The sequence below is a fragment of the Caballeronia sp. genome (assembly GCF_028292365.1).
GTDB lineage: Bacteria > Pseudomonadota > Gammaproteobacteria > Burkholderiales > Burkholderiaceae > Caballeronia.
Map to the genome: position 1 here is coordinate 15,089 of NZ_JAQGMM010000518.1, position 18,989 is coordinate 34,077.

The window sequence follows — 18,989 nt, forward strand, 5'->3', positions numbered from 1 at the left end:
TACAGTCCGATATGTAAATTCCGAATAATTGAAGCATCTGATACGCCAAACCTATCGAACGACCATGATCAACTTTCGGCTTATCCGTCATTTGTGGCTCTTCCTGGCGGTCGCCGAGGAGCAGCACTTCGGACGCGCTGCCAAGCGCCTGGACATGTCCCAGCCCCCGTTGACCGAGCAGATCCAGGCACTGGAACAGGCGCTGAAGGTAAAGCTCTTCGAACGCTCCCGGCGCGGCACCTATCTCACCCCGGTGGGCGCGGCCATCCTGCCGGCCGTGCGCAAGTTCGCGGAGCAGCTCCAGCGGCTCGAACTCGCGGTACACGAGGCCGTTGCCGGGCGCAGCGGCGTGCTGACCATCGGCGCGATCTCGTCGGCCATGCTCGATGTCCTGCCGCCGCTTGTCGAACGGCTGAAGGCCGACTACCCGCAGCTCACGGTATCGGTAAAAGAGATCGACAGCGCCGAAGCCATTCCAGCGCTTGAAGCCGGCGACATTGACCTGGCCTTTGCCAGGCTGGAGGGGGAACTGGGAGGGACGATCCAGTCACTTGCGCTGGCGCAGGATCGCCTCGCGGTGGCGATGCCACGCGAGCATGCGATGGCAGCTACTTCCCGCATTCGGCTAGCGTCCCTCGCGGGCGAAGATTTCGTGATGTTTTCGCGCCAGGTGAGTCCGGTGTACTTTGACAGTCTGGTGGCGTCGTGCCGCGCAAATGGGTTTTCACCCCGGATACTTCACGAGGTGCGCTCCGTCGCGTCTCAGGTCGCGTTCGTAGGCTGCGGCCAGGGCATCGCGCTGGTGCCGGCTTCGCTGAAGAAGCTCGCGCCTGAGAACGTCGTGTTCCGCCCGCTGAGGGAGAACGTGCGTGTGGTGACAACGGCAATGGCCTGGAGCACGGCGCGGGAAAACCCGCTAGTGGACGCGGTAGTCACCATGCTGAAGCTTGGAAAACGTCCATCCTGATTCACCCTTTCCTGATAGCCTCAACGTATCAATCTATTCCGTAATTCGAAATAGTCATATCGAACTACAGATGTGAGACTGGCCTCCTCACCACCACATTGAGGCTTGTCATGGCAGAGCGTTCGTTACTCGACCGCCTCGCGGCACTCGACACCAACACGGTGTCGGACGCGCTGGATTTTCTCGGTCTGGCCGGAGCGACATTCGGCATTCAGCCGCTATGGGACTGTCCGAAAATCGTTGGCCGCGCCAGCACCATCCAGTTGGGACCCAAGGCTGACGGACAGCAAAAGGCCCATATCATCACGCCAGTGATTGCCGAGATTGATACCGATGACCGCGTGCTGGTTATTGGCGGCGGGACGCAAGGGATCTCCTGCTGGGGCGACATCATCGCGAACGCTGCGCAGTTCAAGCGCGTGCGTGGCACCGTGATCGATGGTGTCAGCCGGGATATTGAAGGTAGCGAGTCGATTGGCTATCCCGTTTACGGACGAGGGATCACGATGATCAGCGCGCGCAACCGGTTGGCACAACTGTCGTCGGCCAAGCCAATCCGCTTCGCTGGTGTTCTTGTGCGACAAGATGATTTCGTCATTGCCGACCGATGCGGAACAGTATTCGTCCCAAGTGAAAGGATCGAAGAAGTCATCGAGCTTGGCGAGCGTATCGCGCGCCGACAGGATGCCATGGTGGAGGCAGTGCGTGCCGGCCGCTCGGTCGCAAATGTAATGCATGACAAGGAGTTTGACGCGATCAAGTAGAAATAGACGTGATGAGCGACGAAGATCGGGAACTGGGTGAGGAACTCGCTCGGTGATCAGCGGGGCATCGATTCAGATACTTTCCTGACGAAATTCCGTTCCTGGCGGGCTGGAGTCCTTCATGTCGACTCCGACTGAGCCCCGGCAAGCGCCCGACTGAACCCCGTGCCATACTTGGCGATCTTCTCCCCTCTATGTCAACGACCGTGATGACTGCTTCTTCTGCGTCCATCGGCTTTAACTTCAACCCGCTCGAGCGTCACTCCGACAAGCGGGACGACCACGCCTTTCTCGAGCTTCTACGCAGCGACCCGGCCGCGCGCTTTATCGTCTTCGACGGCGACGTCCCCTTGCTCAAGCGAGGCAGCGAGTACGAACCGTGGTTCCTCGCCAGCGAGACCGCTGCCTTCGGCCAGCCGCTTCATACCGTCTTCCTCGGGGAAGACACCGACGGCGGCGGACGCTTTGCGCTCGCTATCACGCTTAACCCTGCGCTTAACTCTGCGCCGGAGGACCCATTGCCAGACGCGGGCTATGACCGCATCGACCTTCGCTCGCTCGCGCTGCGAGACCTCGTCGCGGCACGATCGCTCGGAATGCTGGCCGAGGCGAAGTCAATGCTCGACTGGCATCGACGCCACTCCTTCTGCGCGAATTGCGGCTCCGCCAGCCGCGTCACGACCGCCGGCTGGCAACGCGTCTGCGATGTGTGCGGCACACGCCATTTCCCGCGGGTGGATCCAGTCGTGATCATGCTGGTGATAGACGGCGAACGGTGTCTGCTCGGACGCCAGCGCCAATTCGTCCCTGGAATGTACTCGGCGCTGGCTGGTTTCGTTGAACCGGGCGAGACCGCGGAAGACGCCGTGCGCCGCGAAGTGATGGAGGAAGCTCACGTGAAGTGTGCGCAGGTTGCCTACTTCGCGTCGCAGCCGTGGCCGTTTCCTTCGTCGCTGATGATCGGCTGCTTTGCGCAGGCGAGCGATACCGACATTGTCGTCGATACGAACGAACTCGAAGACGCCCGCTGGTTCTCGCGCCAGGAGGTTGCAGCGATGCTCGCGGGAACGCATGCGGACGGACTGTCGGCGCCCAAGCCGTTCGCCATTGCACATCATTTGCTGCGGGCCTACGTCGAGAAGGGTAGCTCGGTATTGCTCGGCTAAGCGTCCCGCGAAAGAAGCGCAGTTTCAAGTACGAGCACTGCAAGAACATATTTGAGGACGCACAATATCAAGAGCTAACCAAGCGTTTGATTTTTTTTAGCCAGGGTAGTCCCAACCAGGTGTTCATTGCGTCCAGAAGACCATCCTGCGTCCTGTCGCGCGCCCACGCCACATTCGTAGCGGCGCTGAGATGAATGACCAGGCGTATCGACAGCAGACGACCATCAGGCCTGCTAAGCAAGATAGTGACGCCGGGTGTCTTTGTTCATTGAAATAACCTCGCGGTGCGCAAATACATCAGTCACCTCAACTCATCGTGATGCTGGCGGACAAGGGTATTACGCTCCAGGCGCTCTCAGTCACCGGTCCTTCGCGAGATCGGGAAGCATCCTCCGTTGAGCAGCAACGAACCCGCTGATCTCCGCCAGCAAGTCTTCCGGTGCCGAGGACTTGCGCAATAGCACGAACGGTTGGGGGAAGTCGCAAAGCACGCGATCGGACAGCAGCTCGCCGGTGATAAATGCGACGGGAATGGTTCCCGCCCACGCGAAGTGGCGCCTGATCCGATCAGCCACTTCCTTGCCGGTGACTCCGTTACGCAGCCGGATATCGGTGACGATGAGATCGGGAATGCGGCTGTCGTCGGCGAGGATGGCTTCAAAGCCAGCCATCGATTCCGCGGCCTGCACAAGCGCGCCCGCGCTCGATAAAAGACGCCGCAGGCCTTCAAGGACGGTCGGTTCGTCGTCGCACAGGAGCATGAACACGCCGTTGAGAACCGGCGTGTAGACGTCGCCATTCTGACCCTTCGCCCCGATAGCCGGGGTCGATGCCGAAATCGTCGCGTAGAGCGAAAAGCGCGATCCGTGCCCTTCCACCGACGTAAAACTCATGCCGTGTCCCGGCAGAATGCGGATCACACGATGCACGATCGATAACCCCAGTCCCAGCCCTTTCGAACGGTCACGCCCCGGATTGTTGATCTGATAGTACTCGGTGAAAATCGCCTCCCGATGGGCGGACCCAATGCCGGCTCCGGTATCCCATACATCGACGCGCACTCGTCCATCGAGCCGCACCCAGCCAAGCACGACGCCGCCCGACGACGTGTTCTTGATCGCGTTCGATACAAGATTGGAAACGGCCCTCTTAAAGAGCGATCGGTCGGTCTCGATAGACGACGGAGGACTCCGCCGCCTGGCGATTCTAAAATCGATTCCCTGCAAGCGAGCCGTCTCGCGATATTGCTCGAAGACTTCGGTCAATAGGTCATGCGTATTGACTGGCGTAAGACGGGGAACATACGAGCCCAGTTCGCTATAGTCTCGAATGTCTTTGAACATGCCGAGGATGTCCGACGCGGTCCGCTCGATGACATCGAGGTCGCGATCCACCGCGCGTCCCGCTCTGACCCCGGTCCGGACGCTGCGAATGAAGAGGTTGATTGCGGCAAGAGGTTGCTGGATGTCGTGATACGCCGATGAAAAGAATCGCTCTTTTTCCTTGACGAGCTCCTGCATACGTTTGTTCTGCTCACGAACCGCGCGCGACGCCGCTTCGACGCGCTGCTTGGCCGCGCGCAAGGTGCGCCGATACACGAATTCGCGCCTCGCGGCATGCTCCAGCGGAATACTGACGAGCAAGCCGACGATATACATCATCGGCACCATCGTGGCATGCGCAATCACCGACTCCATGCGCGTGTTGACGCTCTGGCCGCTGGGTTTGAAATAGAGCATGACCAGGTAACTGACAACGCATAGCCCGATCAGCCAGGCCGCCGTGATCGCCCGAAGCCGAAAGGCCATGAATATCATGAAGAGAGTAAACGTGAGAATCGGGTACGCCTCCCGCCAGGCCAGGTCGCCTGGATAGATTTGCACCATTCTGAGCACGGCGATCCAACAACTTAGCGTCCACACACCGAGCAGCCGGACGGCCCATCGCTCGTCCGACCCGTGTGGGGTCCACAACAGCACGGGCACCAGCATGCCGATCGTTCCGGCGATTCGCAGGAAAACGAGTTCACTGCGGTGCAGATGAATGGGGTCCAGCACGTCGAGCCGCGAAAAGTCGCGGATGGAAAAGATCACCCATAACGCAGTGAAGATTGCGATAGCGAGCCTGCGCTGCCCAAAGAAGCGCCGCGCGTAGTCCATCCGGAACGCACGTTCCTGAGCCGCCGCTCTGAACCTGTGCACTCTGAGGCCCGACAATCTCATGGCCATGCCCGATCAGGAAATTCGCTGTCCGCGGACAGGGCAGCGTGTAATCATGCAGAATAGCAGGACGCGATTCCGAAGTGATATACACAAATGTAGCCGCATTAACGCACCTGCTACATCGGCGATAAAGATGGCGTTACGGCCCACTTCACATGAAACATGACGCTGGCCAAGATTTTCCATCTGCACATAACAAGCCCTGCGCTATCACGGCGCCTTTTTTCCAGCCGCGACCCGCGGCGCCGTCCTGGACTTGCCCGTTACCGGTAAAGTGGCGATGAAGGCATCGATCGCCGAATTCAGCTTCGCGCGGCCGGCTCCATCATGGGCGTGGACTGCCAGGCCGGTAAACAGCACCGCGCACATCATTGACAAACCATCTATGTCCACCGACTGTGCGATTTCACCATCATCGACCGCCAGCTTCATGCGCTTGCAGATCATGTCGAAAATCTGCCTCTGCCGCTTGTGCAGCAGCGCGCGCAGCTCCTTCTGGTCGGCACTGACGTTCAGCGCGCCAAGCATCACCATGCAGCCGCGTGGCTGCGGACCGCGCGTGAACATTTCGACACTACGCTTGAGCATCGCACCGAGCGCATCCCGGATGTTGCGTGGCCCCGCCAACGCACACCGGGTCGCCTCCCCCTCAAGCGTCCCGTAGAGGTCGACCGCCTCGCGAAACAGGTCTTCCTTACTGCCGAACGCGGCGTAGAGACTTGGCGAGTTGATGTTCATGGCGACAGTCAGGTCGCTGATCGCGCAGCCGTCGAAACCCTTCAGCCAGAACATCTCCATCGCGCATATCAGCGCGGCGTGCCGGTCGAAATTTCGCGGCCTGCCCCGCCGTTTCGAAGCGGCGGCATCAACTGGGTCATTCATCATATTTCTCCGCGTCGCCGATCAGGTCCTGACCTCGATGCCCTATTTTGTAACGAGCATAACAAAAGTCTGGATTTGGGTCAATTTTTGAGGTTTAATATTTTGTATCGATCGACACATATATAGAGAATTTGTGTGTCGACCGGGTGGTGCCGTCGTCGGCATCGCCCTTCCTCAATTGAAATGGAGCTCAAAATGAAACCCGTACTTCGCACCTTGATTGCTGCCGCAATCGTAACGGCGTCATCCACAGTCTTCGCACAGGCGGTTCCCGGAACCAGCCAAGGGGCTGTTGCGGCGACGGCGAAAAACTTCGACGTCTTCGTCGACAGGCCGACCGGCTTCACCTTCGTCAAGCTGCCCGGTGGTTGGAAGTTCGCCGGCAAGGTCAGCCCGAGCGATATGCGGCATCTGCCTTCGACGGTGTTGACGTCGGTCGTCGCCGACGAACCTGTGCAGATAGCGGACGATCAGGCCCGCAAGTAGGCGATAGCCAATGCTGCGCCTCGCCGCCTGGAGCTTCAGGCGATTGGCAGGGGTGCGCGATAAACACCTGGACGGCTGGATTGCTCAGTCGCCGCGTCGGCCATGTCGCACGTTGGGCTAATCATCGAACGCCCAACGTGCTACTTTGAGCTCCATGAAACCTTCCGATCGGCGCGCACTTGACGGGACACATCCGGGATCAGCTCAAGCTGTCGAGAGTGCAGCCGCGGGTAACGTCTGGGTATTGATTGCCGCAATTCTCGGCTCCAGCCTGGCGTTTATCGACGGTACGGTTGTCAACATCGCGCTGCCTGCAATACAGAGCGGGCTTCACGCGACCTCGGGAGAACTCCAGTGGGTGGTTGAATCTTATGCCCTGTCGCTAGCGTCGCTGCTGCTCGTCGGAGGTTCGTTCGGCGACAGCTACGGCAGAAAAATGATCTTCCTGTTCGGTACCGTTTTATTCGCAATCGGATCGGCATGGTGCGCGTTCGCTGGATCTATCGAAGGACTCATAGCTGCCCGGACGGTTCAGGGAATCGGTGCCGCTTTCCTTGTGCCAGGCAGCCTGTCGCTGATCAGTTCGGCCTACCCGCCCAGCACGCGCGGGCGCGCAATTGGTACCTGGTCGGGATTCACAGCAATGATGGGCGCAGGCGGACCCGTGCTTGGAGGCTGGCTGGTCGAACACTTTTCGTGGCGCTCGGTATTCATGCTCAATCTGCCGTTAGCGGCAGTCGTTGTGGGCATCACGCTGTGGCGGGTCAATGAGAGCAAAAATGAAAAACTTGATAAAGCGCTGGACTGGCCAGGCGCGTTATTGGCGTCGGTAGGACTCGGCGGAATTACGTACGCACTGATCGAAGCTTCTGAAAAAGCGTCAGGCGTTCTGCTTCTGCTAGCTGCGTCGGTTGGCGTCATCGCACTCATCGCCTTTCTGGTTCGCGAGGCTCGATGCCCCGCTCCGATGGTGCCACTGGCGCTCTTCAAGTCGCGCACATTTGCGGGCGCAAACCTGATTACGTTCTTTCTCTATTCCGGACTGGGGGGAATACTTTATTTCCTGCCGTTCACCCTTATTCAGATCCATCATTATTCTGCGGCTGAGGCCGGAGCCGCGCTATTGCCGTTGATCTTGATTATCTTCGTGCTTTCACGATGGACCGGCGGACTGGTCGCAACCTATGGCGCCAGAGCGCCACTCACCGTGGGCTCCGTCATCGTCGCTGCGGGTTTTGCGCTTTTGGCATGGCCCGGGGTTGGCGGTTCGTACTTAAAAACCTTCTTCGCGCCAGTCGTCGTGCTTGGACTGGGCATGGCGATTTGCGTTGCCCCGCTAACCACGTCGGTCATGAACGCCGTTCCGGAAAATCAGTCGGGGGTCGCATCCGGGGTGAACAACGCGGTATCCCGAGTCGCAGGACTTCTCGCCGTAGCAGTCTTCGGCCTTGTTCTATCGGTGCTATTTAATAAATCCCTCGACCTGCACCTTTTGCCACTCGGCCTTTCTCAAGCCGCGCAGAGCCAGGTGAACGAACAGCGCGCGCTTCTTGGTGCAGCAGTCAATCCGGACGCTCGCGTCATGGAGGCCACGCGCGTGTCATTTGTTTTCGGGTTCCGCGTGATAGTGCTAATCGCATCCAGCCTCGCGCTTGCGAGCGCCATCACCGCATGGCTTCTGCTTGACCATGACAAGACGCGTCGCCAACCTTGAAAACGTGATGACCGTGGACCCGAGAGGTATCGGCGAGCGCCGGACGGAAAAAGGCCCGGACAATGCCGGGCCTTTAAATCGAAGTGGAAACCCCCGTTACCGCTTCGATGATGTTTCTCTCGTAACTGACCTGTTGCCTCTGAATATTGGTTTTATCGTTGGGCGCTTTTTGTCGGTCAGCAAGGCCATAGTAGAGGGTGAGCGCCGCATTGCTATGTGGGCAACCCCACATAGCGCTTACGAATCGTTACATTTGTGGCATCGCGACCACATTGGGATTCGGAATTGGAAAGCGTCGCTGCGTCGGTCAGCGCCCATCGCTCTGAACCCCTCCTCATGAAGAGCGATGAATAGACGCAGTGGCCAGGCCCTTGCTGACCCGATGCGACCAACCGAGCATCATCGAAAATCCCGCGATGAACACGAACACGATCGAGACGTTGATGAACAACCTGTCGATGGGCAGGTGCATCGCGAGCAGCACGCCACCGAGCATTGAGCCCGCGACCGAGCCGAACTTGCCTATGCCTATCGCCGTTCCTACCCCGGCCGAACGCAGCGAAGTTGGATAGATGATGCCGGCGAGCGCATACAGACCGAATTGAGTGCCGATCACACACACGCCGCTCATGAACACGAAAACCATCAACAACGGTTGCGGCATGGAATGCCCGAGCGATGCAGCGACAGGACACCCTAGCGCGGCCAGCGCCACGATAGCCACCATGCCGTGACGGTCAACAAAACGGCTGAGGACGAGCGCGCCAATGGTCCCGCCCACCGGAAACATCATCGCGACAATAGCGGCCTGTTGAGGCGCAATCCCCGCAATACCGAAAATCAGCGGTAGCCAGTTCTGCAGGAAATGCAACGCCAGCGAGTTAAGGATGAAAACCACCCACAGCAGAGGCGTCACATAACGCAGCGGTCCGCTGAAAAGAGCGCACGGTCCGGCACGCCCCACAGGTTCATCGTCCAGAACGAAAGTCGTGATCTGCGACACGTCGAGATTCGGGTCCATCCGGCGCACGAGTCGCCTGATCAGGACCGGGTCTCGCTGATTGAGCACTAGAAATCGAATCGATTCGGGCAGCGCAAAGATTGATGCCAGCGCGACCAGCACCGCGGCCGCACCGCCGAACCAGAAAATAACGCTCCACCCAAAATGCGGCAACAACCACGAGGAGACTGCGCCCCCTCCTCCTGCGCCGACTGAAAATCCCGAGAACATCAATGTCACCCAGGTGGCGCGGCGCTGCTTCGGTGCGTATTCGGCCACCAGCGCGACCGTGTTCGGCACGACGCCGCCCATCCCGATGCCGGCGAGAAACCGCAAGACGATAAGCTGATCGATTGATCGGGTCCATGCACACGCCATAGTTAGCAATCCAAACCATATGGAACCATAGATTATGGTCCGCTTTCGGCCGAACCGGTCACCGGCGAATCCCAACGCCAGCGAGCCGATCAGCACGCCGAACAAGCCCGCACCGAACACCTGCGCGAAGCTGCCTGCCTTGACGTGCCACGCTTGGGCGATGGCGGGCGCTGCAAACGCAATCGCGATCTGATCATAGCCGTCCAGGAGTACGATCAGAAAGCACCATGCCAGTAACGCAATCGAAAAACGACCGAGTTTTTGTTCCTCTACGAGTTGAGAAACATTTAACATGAACTCACCGGCCAAAGCGGACGTGCGTGGATTAGCGGCATTTCGTCTCCTGAATATTTTACTGATTATTTTATTTAGTCACGCCTGACTTGGCGGGGCGCGAGGCGCCTGCAACAATGCTGTTCGAGTGTAACGGACGCAATCCGCACACTGAATCACCATTTTTTTATCAAGCCATCGAACAAGCTGATAAGTGGGTACGGCGGACAGCCGGGACCGGCTTTGCTTTGTCCCGACTCCCCGGTGCAACTCAACTATTCGACGATTGCTATGGATTAACGCGAATAATTTGATTCTCGTTATATACGGCCAGATATAACATTCCGGTCTGCCTTGACGAATTACACGCCAATACTGAGAAGGAGACGTAAGATGATTAATCTGCGAGTCGGTGATCTTGTTGTTCGCAACGCGAAGATCTCGCCCGACGCAGTAGCCCTCATTGAAGACGACCGGGTGCTTACCTGGAGCGAGTTCGATCGAAGCACCAACCGTCTGGCCGACGGACTGGCAGCCATCGGACTCGTCAAGAACGACCGCATCGCAACAGTTATTCGGAACGGCGCGGCAGCGGTTCAGATGATATTTTCCATCGCCAAGGCGGGCATGCTGGCCGTGCCGATCAACTACGGATTGACGGCCGGTGAGATCGAGGTCCTGCTCGACGATTCAAAGCCGAACGCCATTATTATCGATGCGGAATTCGTCGACAACCTGGCGGGTATTCTTACGCGCCCCGGCGTGACGGTGGTTGTCCGCGGTGAGGCGGCCGTGCCGGCGGGATGGCTGACTTATCGGAGTATTGAGGAACGCGGCGACGAGAATACGGTAACCGTCCATATTGATCCCGACGAAATCCGCACGATCCGCTATACCAGCGGCACGACTGCCGCGCCCAAAGGATGTCTCGGCACACATCGCCAGATCCTCTCCAGTATCGACAATTTTTTCTCGCAAATCCCGGTGCCGAACACCGGGCCGTTCCTGCAGATGCTGCCGCTCTTTTCGGGCGCTGGAATCTGGATGGCCATCGCTGCGGCTTACCACGGCGTCGCCAACGTGCTGACGCGCGAATTCGACCCGCAGGATGCGCTCCACAAGATCGAGGCCCACGGCGTGACCCATACCTGCGGCGTGCCGACCATGATGAGCCGCCTTGCCGATGAACTAAGAATAGGCAACTACGCGTTGCGCCTGTTGTTGATTACGCCCAGGCCCTGCGGCATCCACATGTGCGCGAACGGGGCATGCTGCTCGCCGACCACAACGGCGACCCGCACCTTAATACGCCGATCCGTTTCTTGCGCGAACCCGGCAAACCCGACCTTCGGATTCCGGCGCTAGGCGAACACACGATAGCCGTACTGGCCGAAGCTGATCACGACTCGCGGATAAAGGCGCGCGCGTTTAAAGCCAGTCAAGCGCCTCACGGTTGGGTCAAAGTGTAATCTTCCGCAATTATTTAATTTTCAAGAAATGCCAATTGGTAGTTATACTAATAACATGCCGCATCGCAAAAAATGCCTGCTAGCAAAGATGCTTTCTACTACCACCGCCGCACGCAGGAACACGAAATGACCCGGTTATTTTTTTCGTCGGCAGTGCTTGCCGTCGCACTAGTATTCCCCGCTCTCGCCATCGCTCAAGACAACGGCACTCCCACTCGCGCAGAGGTAAAGGCCGAGTTCATCCAGTTCAAACAGGCAGGATTCGATCCAACCGCGAACGACCAGGTTGATTACCCGGAAAGTCTGCAAAAGGCTCAACAAAAATTGGCCATGCAAAGGCGAACTGAATCCACGTCTTACGGTGCTTCAACAAGCGGCACATCAACATCCTGTGAATAGCGCGCGTGTCGGCATCACCCGGGCAACGTCCGTCCAGAGCCACGCCAAAGTCTCACAACCATGGCCTCTCGTTTAGTCTTCGGTCCTCGAACGCCTTGATTTCCGATGCCAGCAACAAGGTGTCGTCCACGTCGTCGGTGCCGTCAAGAAGCCGCGCCTTGACCGAGGCCGCAATATCGAAACGCAAGGTCGTGTCATCTGGCGTGGTCACTGTCTGAGCCGGCAGGTCGACCTTCAGCGCGTAACCCGGAACCGCACTGACTTGCACCAGTAACATTTCTATATCCTGAGCATGCAACACAATGGGCAGCATCTTGTTCTTGCAGCAGTTGTTATAGAAAATATCGGCAAAACTTTCGGCGATCAGCACGCGAAAACCGTATTGAAACAACGCCCACGGCGCGTGCTCGCGTGAACTGCCACAACCAAAGTTTCGTCGTGTCAGCAGGACCGACGCGCCGGCGTAACGCGGTTGATTCATCACAAAACCAGCAGCTTTGACCCGCTCGCTCGACGGTTTGCCGTAATAGCCCACATCCTCATGACGCCATTCGTCGAAGACATACGGACCGAATCCCAACCGTGCGATCGACTTCATGTATTGCTTGGGCATGATCGCGTCGGTGTCCACGTTATCGCGATCCAGCGGCACCACCACGCCAGTGTGGCAAGAAAAAGCTTCGATCATTGCAGCGTCCCATCCGCGGCGAAAGTACGGACATCGGTGAAATACCCGCGCAGTGCAGCCGCGGCTGCCATCGCGGGGCTGACGAGGTGCGAGCGCCCACCCGCGCCTTGGCGCCCTTCGAAGTTACGGTTGGACGTGGACGCAACCCGTTCTCCCGGCTCAAGGCGGTCAGCGTTCATCGCGAGACACATCGAACAACCGGGGTCGCGCCATTCGAAGCCGGCAGCCATGAAGACAGCGTGCAGTCCTTCTGCTTCAGCCTGACGCTTGACCGCTCCTGAACCCGGGACCGCGAGCGCCAGTCTGATGGTGGAAGCAACACGACCACCGGCCGCGCTCAACACGCTCGCCGCAGCCCTCAAATCTTCGATCCGGCCATTCGTGCATGAGCCGATAAATACTTTGTCAAGCGCGATACTTTCGATCAGTGTGCCTGCCGTCAACCCCATGTACTCGAGTGCCCGCACACAGGACGCGCGCCGCCCAGGCTCGCTGACAAGATCAGGATCGGGCACCACGCCGGTGATATCCACAACCATGTCCGGCGATGTGCCCCAGGTAACCTGCGGCGACAGTCCAGACACATTCATCACGACTTCGGCATCGAATCGAGCATCCGGGTCCGACTGCAACGCCGTCCATTCGAACGCCGCGCGATCCCAGTCGCTACCCTGGGGTGCGTAGAGGCGTTCCCGGCAGTACTGCAGGGTGGTCGCATCAACGGCGATCAGCCCGGCGACGGCGCCCGCTTCTATCGACATATTGCAGAGTGTCATGCGCCCTTCCATCGACAGGTCGCGCACCACCGCGCCGGCATACTCGATCGCATGGCCCGTCGCGCCGGCCGTGCCAATACGACCGATCACCGCCAGCGCGAGATCTTTCGCGCTGCAGCCTGCCGGTAAACGGCCATCGATTGTCACGCGCAGATTCTTGCTGCGCCGGACCAGCAGCGCTTGCGTACTGAGGACGTGCTCGATCTCCGAGGTCCCTATTCCGAAGGCGAGTGCGCCAAGCGCGCCGTGAGTGCTGGTATGCGAATCACCACACACGATCGTCATGCCGGGCAAGGTGATGCCCAACTCAGGACCGACGACATGGACGATACCCTGCCGTTCGTCATCCATTCCTAGATGCACGATCTCACTCGCCGCGCAGTTTGCGCGCAACGCATCGACCTGAATCCGCGAGATTTCGTCGGTGATCCCCTCCTCGCGGCGGGTGGTCGGCACGTTGTGATCGGCGACCGCGAAGTTCCCGCGCGGACGCCATACCATGCGCCGTTCAAGGCGCAACGACTCGAACGCCTGCGGGCTCGTCACCTCATTGATCAGATGCCGGTCGATGTACAACAGGCACATGCCGTCCGCCTGGGTGCGGATCGTGTGGGCCTCGAAGATCTTGTCATAGAGAGTACGGCCCATCAACTTCCCTTCTGGGTCAATTAAAAAAAGCCATTACCGACTTACCGACAGACACTCACGACGGCTTGACTGAGTGCTCAACCGGCTCGACCCGCTCGGACGACGCGGCACCCGCGGCATGATCGGCGCCGAAACGGGCGCGATACAGGATTGCCAGCACGGCCGAAAAACCCGCGACGATGACGAACGGAACCGCTGCCGCGTAGAACAAATCCGATACCGGCAAATGCATGGAGAGCAGCATTCCACCGATGACCGGCCCCGACACCGAACCGATCTTCCCGATCGAAATTGCGCTGCCGACACCTGCCGAACGAAACGACGTGGGATAGATCATCCCGGCCACCGCATAGAGTCCATACTGCGCGCCGACCACGCAGAAGCCCGTGAAAAACACGGCGATAGTGAGCCAGGTCTCAGACATTCCCGTCCCCAGCAACGCGACAATCGGGCAACCGATGGCGGGCAGCGCGATCACGGCCAACACGCCATGACGATCGACATAGCGGCAGAGAATCAGGCCGCCGATCACGCCGCCGACCGAAAACATCGCCGTAATCAGGCTTGCGTGCTGGGCACCGACACCGACGCCCTCCATCAGGATCGGCAGCCAGTTCTGGAGAAAATAGAGCGCCATCGAATTGGCGATGAACACAATCCACAGCAACGGCGTGATGGCGCGCAAGCCGTCCGAGAAAATCAGCTTCAACACGAAACGCTTTTTGACTTGCGCCACTTCATCGGCGATGAAAAGCGCGTCGGCCGGGACGCTCAGCTCCGGGCGCAGACGGGCAACGAGCCGCGCCACGACCTCCGGGCTGCGCTTCTTGACCACCAGCAATTTTGCGGACTCCGGTAGCACGAACATCAACAACGTGCCAACCAGCAGAGAGCCGACGCCGCCGACGACGAACATGACCGGCCAACCGAAGCGGCCGATCAACGCCGACGACACCAACCCGCCCGATCCAGCGCCGATAGAGAACCCCGAGAACATCAGCGTGACCCACGTCGCGCGTAACCGTTTGGGCGCGTACTCCGCCACCAGCGCCACCGAGTTTGGTATCACGCCGCCCATCCCGAGTCCCGCGAGAAAGCGCAGCAGCATTAACTGGTCGAGCGAACGGCTCCATACCGACGCCACCGTCAGCGCACCGAAAAACAGCGTGCCAATCACAATGGCCTTCTTGCGCCCGAGACGATCGCCGAGGTATCCAAACAGGAACGAGCCGATGAGCGTACCGAACAGACCGGCGCCGAACACAGACCCGAATCCGCCGCGGCTGACATGCCATTCCTTGATGAGCGCGGGCGCCGCGAATGAAACGGCGGTCTGGTCGTAGCCGTCCATCAGCATGACGAGAAAGCACCAGAACAACAGGCCCACGGCAAACCGGCCGATCTTCTGTTCTTCCACCAGATTCGCGATATTGAAAGTTCGATCTGCTTGCATGTCTTCCATGAACCTCATTGTCAAATGCACCTCGGCTGCCCCGGCACACGCTCGTTTTTCTTCTCCGGGGCTCGACCATCGGGCCGAGGTGAATATAAAGCGCCTTGCGTTACGACAGAATCAAAAATTTGTGATCAAGCAATCGAAAACAGTGAACAAAGCCTCGAACGAAATTGCATACCCCTTCGAGCTGCACGCTACATCCGGCCACATCCGGCTTGGCGCCCTCAGAACAAATGATTGATACCGATGCGCGCCACGGTCTGGCTTCCCGTGCTGGAGGGCAGGTAGCCGAACTGTTCCGCTTGAGCGTTCGGCCCCGACGCACGCTGTAACCCCGCGCCCGCGTACACCTGCGTACTCTTCGACAGGTAGTAGGTGAGGAAGAGGTTGTACTGATTGAAAGTAAGGTCTTCAAAGAGCGAACGATTGTAGGAAATACCCAGCACGTAGATTCGTTCGCCGGTCAGGTCGATGTTTACACCAGCCTGATAGTTGCGCTCCGAGGCGCTTCCCTTCGCATTCTGCAGCTTGACGTCGGTGAACGTCAGATGCGGCGTGAACGGGCCTATCACGTACGAGCCGGCCACAGCGATCGTGCTATAGCGTGCCGCGTTAAACATGGTTCCCTGCTGCAACGGCTGTCCCAGCAGCGACCGAAGACTGAAGACACCAAACACGTCCGCGGTACGGTTGTGCGACATGGTGTAGGCCACACCGAACTTCAGACTCCCTTGCGCGTATTTCGCACCAATACTGTACTGCCGCCCCGCGCTGAAGTTGCCCGCCTGGCCGCCGAAACTGTTCATCGCACCGGCCTGGAAACCATAGAAAATCGGGGTATCGTATTTCACCGAGTTGACCAGTGCATGCGTGTTCGCGAGGCCATCCAGGTTCCCCACGGTGTAGAACGATGAAATGCCGGGAACCGAGTTGTTGATCGCACCAATGTACTCGTAGATGTAGTCGGGAATATTGCCTAAACTCACCGTCCCAAAGCTGTTGTTCGTCAGGCCCACCAGCGCCATCCGGTTGAAGAAACTGGTGGGATTGATCTGCGCACCCGTGTTGGTCAGGAAGCCCGACTCCAACCGCGCGACCACCGAATTGCCGCCGCCCAGATCTTCAACGACGCGGAACCCAAAACGATCCGGCGTGCGCTTGCCCGCCGACTCCTGGAACAGGTGGCTGCCGCGAGAGTTGGAGACATAGTCCAGCCCCACGTCGACGCTCCCATAGAGCGTGGCCGAGGACTGCGCCCATACGGGCGCGCCAAACACGGCGACGCTGCAGCCGATCAAAAATCGCTTATTCAAAGACGTCTCCAATTGTTATTTACGTTATTCCGCTCTGATGTCGGATGAACCTGAACGCACAAGACATTTTGCAATCTGGACAAGACGGCTTGTACGCAGATCGGAGTGTAGCGAAGACAGATCCGCATTTGAATCACGAATTATCGATGGATTCATCAAAGAATCCGATTACTTGACAAGGGTTTTTACCAATTAACCGCTTGAAATCAATTAAGGATCTTCCGCTTTGACTCCGGCATGCTACTATCCGCCGAAAATGTGAATGCAGATCGAAAAAGCATTGACAGTGGAATCGGAGAACGCAATGCAATCCAGAGTAATTCCTCCACGGCGCATGGTAGTCGGTATCAGCGGTGCGTCAGGCGTCGTGTACGGCGTGCGCTTGCTCCAGTTGTTGAGACAACTGGAAATCGAGTCGCATCTCGTCATGAGCCGGTCGGCACAGGTCACGCTTGCACACGAGTCGGACTACAGCGTGGCCGACGTGCGCGCAATGGCCAGCGTCGCTTACACGAACTCTGACATTGGCGCGGCAATCTCGAGCGGATCCTATCCGGTGATGGGCATGATCGTCGCTCCGTGTTCGGTCAAGACGCTCTCCGAAATCGCGACAGGCATTACGGGCGCCCTTCTCCCACGGGCCGCCGACGTCATGCTCAAGGAGCGCAGGCGGCTCGTACTGATGGTGCGCGAGACGCCCTTGCACCTTGGCCACATCCGCAGCATGGCGGCGGTTACGGAAGCTGGCGCCATCGTTTATCCGCCCGTGCCGGCTTTTTATGCGAACCCGGAATCGATCGAGGATATGGTCGATCACACGCTCGGCCGTGTGCTTGACCTGTTCGGCCTGGACGCAAGCACCGTGCGTCGCTGGGGCGTTTAAACGCAATGCCCGGACTTCCAGGCTGTTAAATCCCGAATTAAATCTTGCTTGTACTTCCGACCATCCGGCTTTATCCGCGGACGTCATCGTCATGCCGGGACCAATCACGCCTATTCCACGATTATCAAATTTCAGTGATAACTCATTCAGTTTAATTTGCTTCATCCAGACAGACGGTTGTTTTAAAGTAACCGAATCAGGCATCGAGTGAGTGAACGATTGATCGGAATTATCGATTGATTCATAAATAATCTCGATTAACCGACTTCCACGATAAACAAATCGGTAGACGAATGAAAATAATTATTGCTGGAGCAGGTATTGGCGGATTGACGGCTGCACTCGCGTTGTTAAAGAAGGGCTTTGACGTCACGATTCTCGAACAGGCGCAGGCACTAAAGGAAATCGGTGCAGGCGTCCAATTAAGTCCGAATGCAACGCGGGTTTTGTATCAGCTCGGCCTGGGCGGCACGCTCGAGCACGATGCGTGCGAACCCCTTGGCAAGCGGGTAAGGCTGTGGAACACCGGACAGTCATGGCGCCTGTTCGACCTTGGCACCCAGTCGCGCGAAATCTACGGCTACCCGTACTTCACGCTGCATCGCGCGGATCTGCACCGGGCGCTCGCCGAAGGCGTGGCCGCGTTGAGCCCGGATACCATCAAGCTGGGCGAGAAAGTGGCGTCGGTGCACCAGGAAGCAGGATCAGACAAAGTTACCGTGCATACCGTGAGCGGTGCGACCTACGAAGCGGACCTCCTGATCGGTGCCGACGGCGTTCACTCCACCGTACGGCGCGCGTTGTTCGGCCCCGATGAGCCCGTATTCTCCGGCGTCATGGCATGGCGCGGCGTGATCGACGCGAGCCGCTTGCCGGACCATCTGCGCGCGCCCTATGGCGTGAACTGGGTTGGCCCGGGCGCTCACGTCATCCACTATCCGTTGCGCGCAAGCACGCTGATCAACTTCGTCGGTGCAGTCGAAAAGTCCGGCTGGGAAGTCGAATCCTGGTCCGAACAAGGCACGCTCGAAGAATGTCACCGCGACTTCGCAGGATGGCATGAGGACATTCACACGCTGATTTCCGCTATCGATATTCCGTACAAGTGGGCGCTCATGGTCCGTGAGCCGATGAACAACTGGACTTCCGGCAACATTACGCTGCTCGGCGACGCGTGCCATCCAACGCTGCCGTTCCTCGCGCAGGGCGCGGGCATGGCCATAGAAGATGGCTACCTGCTTGCACGGTGCCTCGAGCGCTACGGAGCAGATCGTGCTCGGGCGCTGGCGCGCTATGCGGAGTTGCGGCTGGAGCGAACAGCACGTGTTGTGCGCGGGTCAGCCGCCAATGCCACGCGCTTTCATAATCCTCAACTCGCGGACGCCGAAGGTGCCGCTGCGTATGTGGATCGGGAATGGACCGAGGAGCGCGTGAAGGAACGGTACAACTGGCTGTTCGAATACAACGTGGACACGGTCGAGATCTAACGCACTTTCCCGGTCATC

General features: G+C 58.6%; 16 protein-coding genes and 1 pseudogene. 10 read left to right on the top strand and 7 right to left on the bottom strand.

Annotated features, from left to right (window positions below; translation table 11 throughout):
* Nucleotides 1-64 precede the first annotated feature (64 nt).
* The 3 genes from JWR14_RS30155 (at nucleotide 65) to nudC (ending at nucleotide 2,897) form a co-directional block, all read left to right on the top strand.
* On the top strand, nucleotides 65-967 hold the full coding sequence (locus tag JWR14_RS30155; RefSeq protein WP_299716636.1) for a LysR family transcriptional regulator: 903 nt from the start codon (nucleotides 65-67) through the stop codon (nucleotides 965-967).
* A gap of 110 nt (nucleotides 968-1,077) precedes the next feature.
* The gene (locus tag JWR14_RS30160; protein ID WP_299716640.1) at nucleotides 1,078-1,731 is read left to right on the top strand and encodes an RraA family protein; all 654 of its coding nucleotides are present in this window, start codon (nucleotides 1,078-1,080) and stop codon (nucleotides 1,729-1,731) included.
* A 209-nt stretch (nucleotides 1,732-1,940) separates the two neighbouring features.
* On the top strand, nucleotides 1,941-2,897 hold the full coding sequence (gene nudC, locus JWR14_RS30165; RefSeq protein ID WP_299716643.1) for an NAD(+) diphosphatase: 957 nt from the start codon (nucleotides 1,941-1,943) through the stop codon (nucleotides 2,895-2,897).
* Nucleotides 2,898-3,256: 359 nt separating this feature from the next.
* Here nudC and JWR14_RS30170 read toward each other — a convergent pair whose 3' ends face one another.
* Together JWR14_RS30170 and JWR14_RS30175 are read right to left on the bottom strand one after the other, a co-directional pair.
* Nucleotides 3,257-5,056, bottom strand: coding sequence for a hybrid sensor histidine kinase/response regulator (locus JWR14_RS30170; RefSeq protein ID WP_299716646.1), 1,800 nt, complete (start codon nucleotides 5,054-5,056; stop codon nucleotides 3,257-3,259).
* Between the two features lie 273 nt (nucleotides 5,057-5,329).
* Nucleotides 5,330-6,004: a TetR/AcrR family transcriptional regulator gene (locus JWR14_RS30175; protein ID WP_366144617.1), complete on the bottom strand. Its 675-nt coding sequence runs from the start codon at nucleotides 6,002-6,004 to the stop codon at nucleotides 5,330-5,332.
* A 192-nt stretch (nucleotides 6,005-6,196) separates the two neighbouring features.
* On the opposite strand from JWR14_RS30175, the gene JWR14_RS30180 reads away from it, so the two are divergent.
* Both JWR14_RS30180 and JWR14_RS30185 read left to right on the top strand, forming a co-directional pair.
* A complete protein-coding gene (locus JWR14_RS30180; protein WP_299716652.1) occupies nucleotides 6,197-6,487 on the top strand; it encodes a hypothetical protein in 291 nt (96 codons plus the stop codon).
* Nucleotides 6,488-6,731: 244 nt separating this feature from the next.
* Complete coding sequence (locus tag JWR14_RS30185; protein ID WP_299716655.1) at nucleotides 6,732-8,201, top strand: MFS transporter; 1,470 nt, start codon at nucleotides 6,732-6,734, stop codon at nucleotides 8,199-8,201.
* 334 nt (nucleotides 8,202-8,535) lie between these two features.
* Here the strand turns inward: JWR14_RS30185 and JWR14_RS30190 are convergent, their stop codons facing one another.
* Nucleotides 8,536-9,873: an MFS transporter gene (locus JWR14_RS30190; protein ID WP_299716658.1), complete on the bottom strand. Its 1,338-nt coding sequence runs from the start codon at nucleotides 9,871-9,873 to the stop codon at nucleotides 8,536-8,538.
* A gap of 372 nt (nucleotides 9,874-10,245) precedes the next feature.
* Here JWR14_RS30190 and JWR14_RS30195 point away from each other — a divergent pair.
* The 3 genes and pseudogenes from JWR14_RS30195 to JWR14_RS30200 all read left to right on the top strand — a co-directional run.
* Nucleotides 10,246-11,040, top strand: a pseudogene (locus JWR14_RS30195) (AMP-binding protein); the annotation flags it as partial.
* A 65-nt stretch (nucleotides 11,041-11,105) separates the two neighbouring features.
* Complete coding sequence (locus tag JWR14_RS38655; RefSeq protein WP_366144618.1) at nucleotides 11,106-11,321, top strand: hypothetical protein; 216 nt, start codon at nucleotides 11,106-11,108, stop codon at nucleotides 11,319-11,321.
* Nucleotides 11,322-11,447: 126 nt separating this feature from the next.
* Nucleotides 11,448-11,720: a DUF4148 domain-containing protein gene (locus tag JWR14_RS30200; protein ID WP_299716664.1), complete on the top strand. Its 273-nt coding sequence runs from the start codon at nucleotides 11,448-11,450 to the stop codon at nucleotides 11,718-11,720.
* 52 nt (nucleotides 11,721-11,772) lie between these two features.
* Here the strand turns inward: JWR14_RS30200 and leuD are convergent, their stop codons facing one another.
* From leuD to JWR14_RS30220, 4 genes are all read right to left on the bottom strand, one after another.
* On the bottom strand, nucleotides 11,773-12,405 hold the full coding sequence (gene leuD / locus JWR14_RS30205) for a 3-isopropylmalate dehydratase small subunit (RefSeq protein WP_299716743.1): 633 nt from the start codon (nucleotides 12,403-12,405) through the stop codon (nucleotides 11,773-11,775).
* Nucleotides 12,405-13,832, bottom strand: coding sequence for a 3-isopropylmalate dehydratase large subunit (gene leuC / locus JWR14_RS30210; protein WP_299716667.1), 1,428 nt, complete (start codon nucleotides 13,830-13,832; stop codon nucleotides 12,405-12,407). The genes leuD and leuC overlap by 1 nt, the downstream gene beginning before the upstream one ends.
* A gap of 55 nt (nucleotides 13,833-13,887) precedes the next feature.
* The gene (locus JWR14_RS30215; RefSeq protein ID WP_299716746.1) at nucleotides 13,888-15,285 is read right to left on the bottom strand and encodes an MFS transporter; all 1,398 of its coding nucleotides are present in this window, start codon (nucleotides 15,283-15,285) and stop codon (nucleotides 13,888-13,890) included.
* A 227-nt stretch (nucleotides 15,286-15,512) separates the two neighbouring features.
* Nucleotides 15,513-16,601 carry a porin gene (locus JWR14_RS30220; RefSeq protein ID WP_299716670.1) on the bottom strand — a complete coding sequence of 363 codons (1,089 nt, stop codon included), beginning with the start codon at nucleotides 16,599-16,601 and terminating at the stop codon, nucleotides 15,513-15,515.
* A gap of 304 nt (nucleotides 16,602-16,905) precedes the next feature.
* Between JWR14_RS30220 and JWR14_RS30225 the strand changes: the two genes are divergently transcribed.
* Nucleotides 16,906-17,484, top strand: a complete 579-nt coding sequence (locus tag JWR14_RS30225; protein WP_299716673.1) for a UbiX family flavin prenyltransferase — start codon at nucleotides 16,906-16,908, stop codon at nucleotides 17,482-17,484.
* A 293-nt stretch (nucleotides 17,485-17,777) separates the two neighbouring features.
* Nucleotides 17,778-18,971, top strand: a complete 1,194-nt coding sequence (locus tag JWR14_RS30230) for an FAD-dependent monooxygenase (protein ID WP_299716676.1) — start codon at nucleotides 17,778-17,780, stop codon at nucleotides 18,969-18,971.
* The last annotated feature ends 18 nt before the right edge of the window (nucleotides 18,972-18,989 follow it).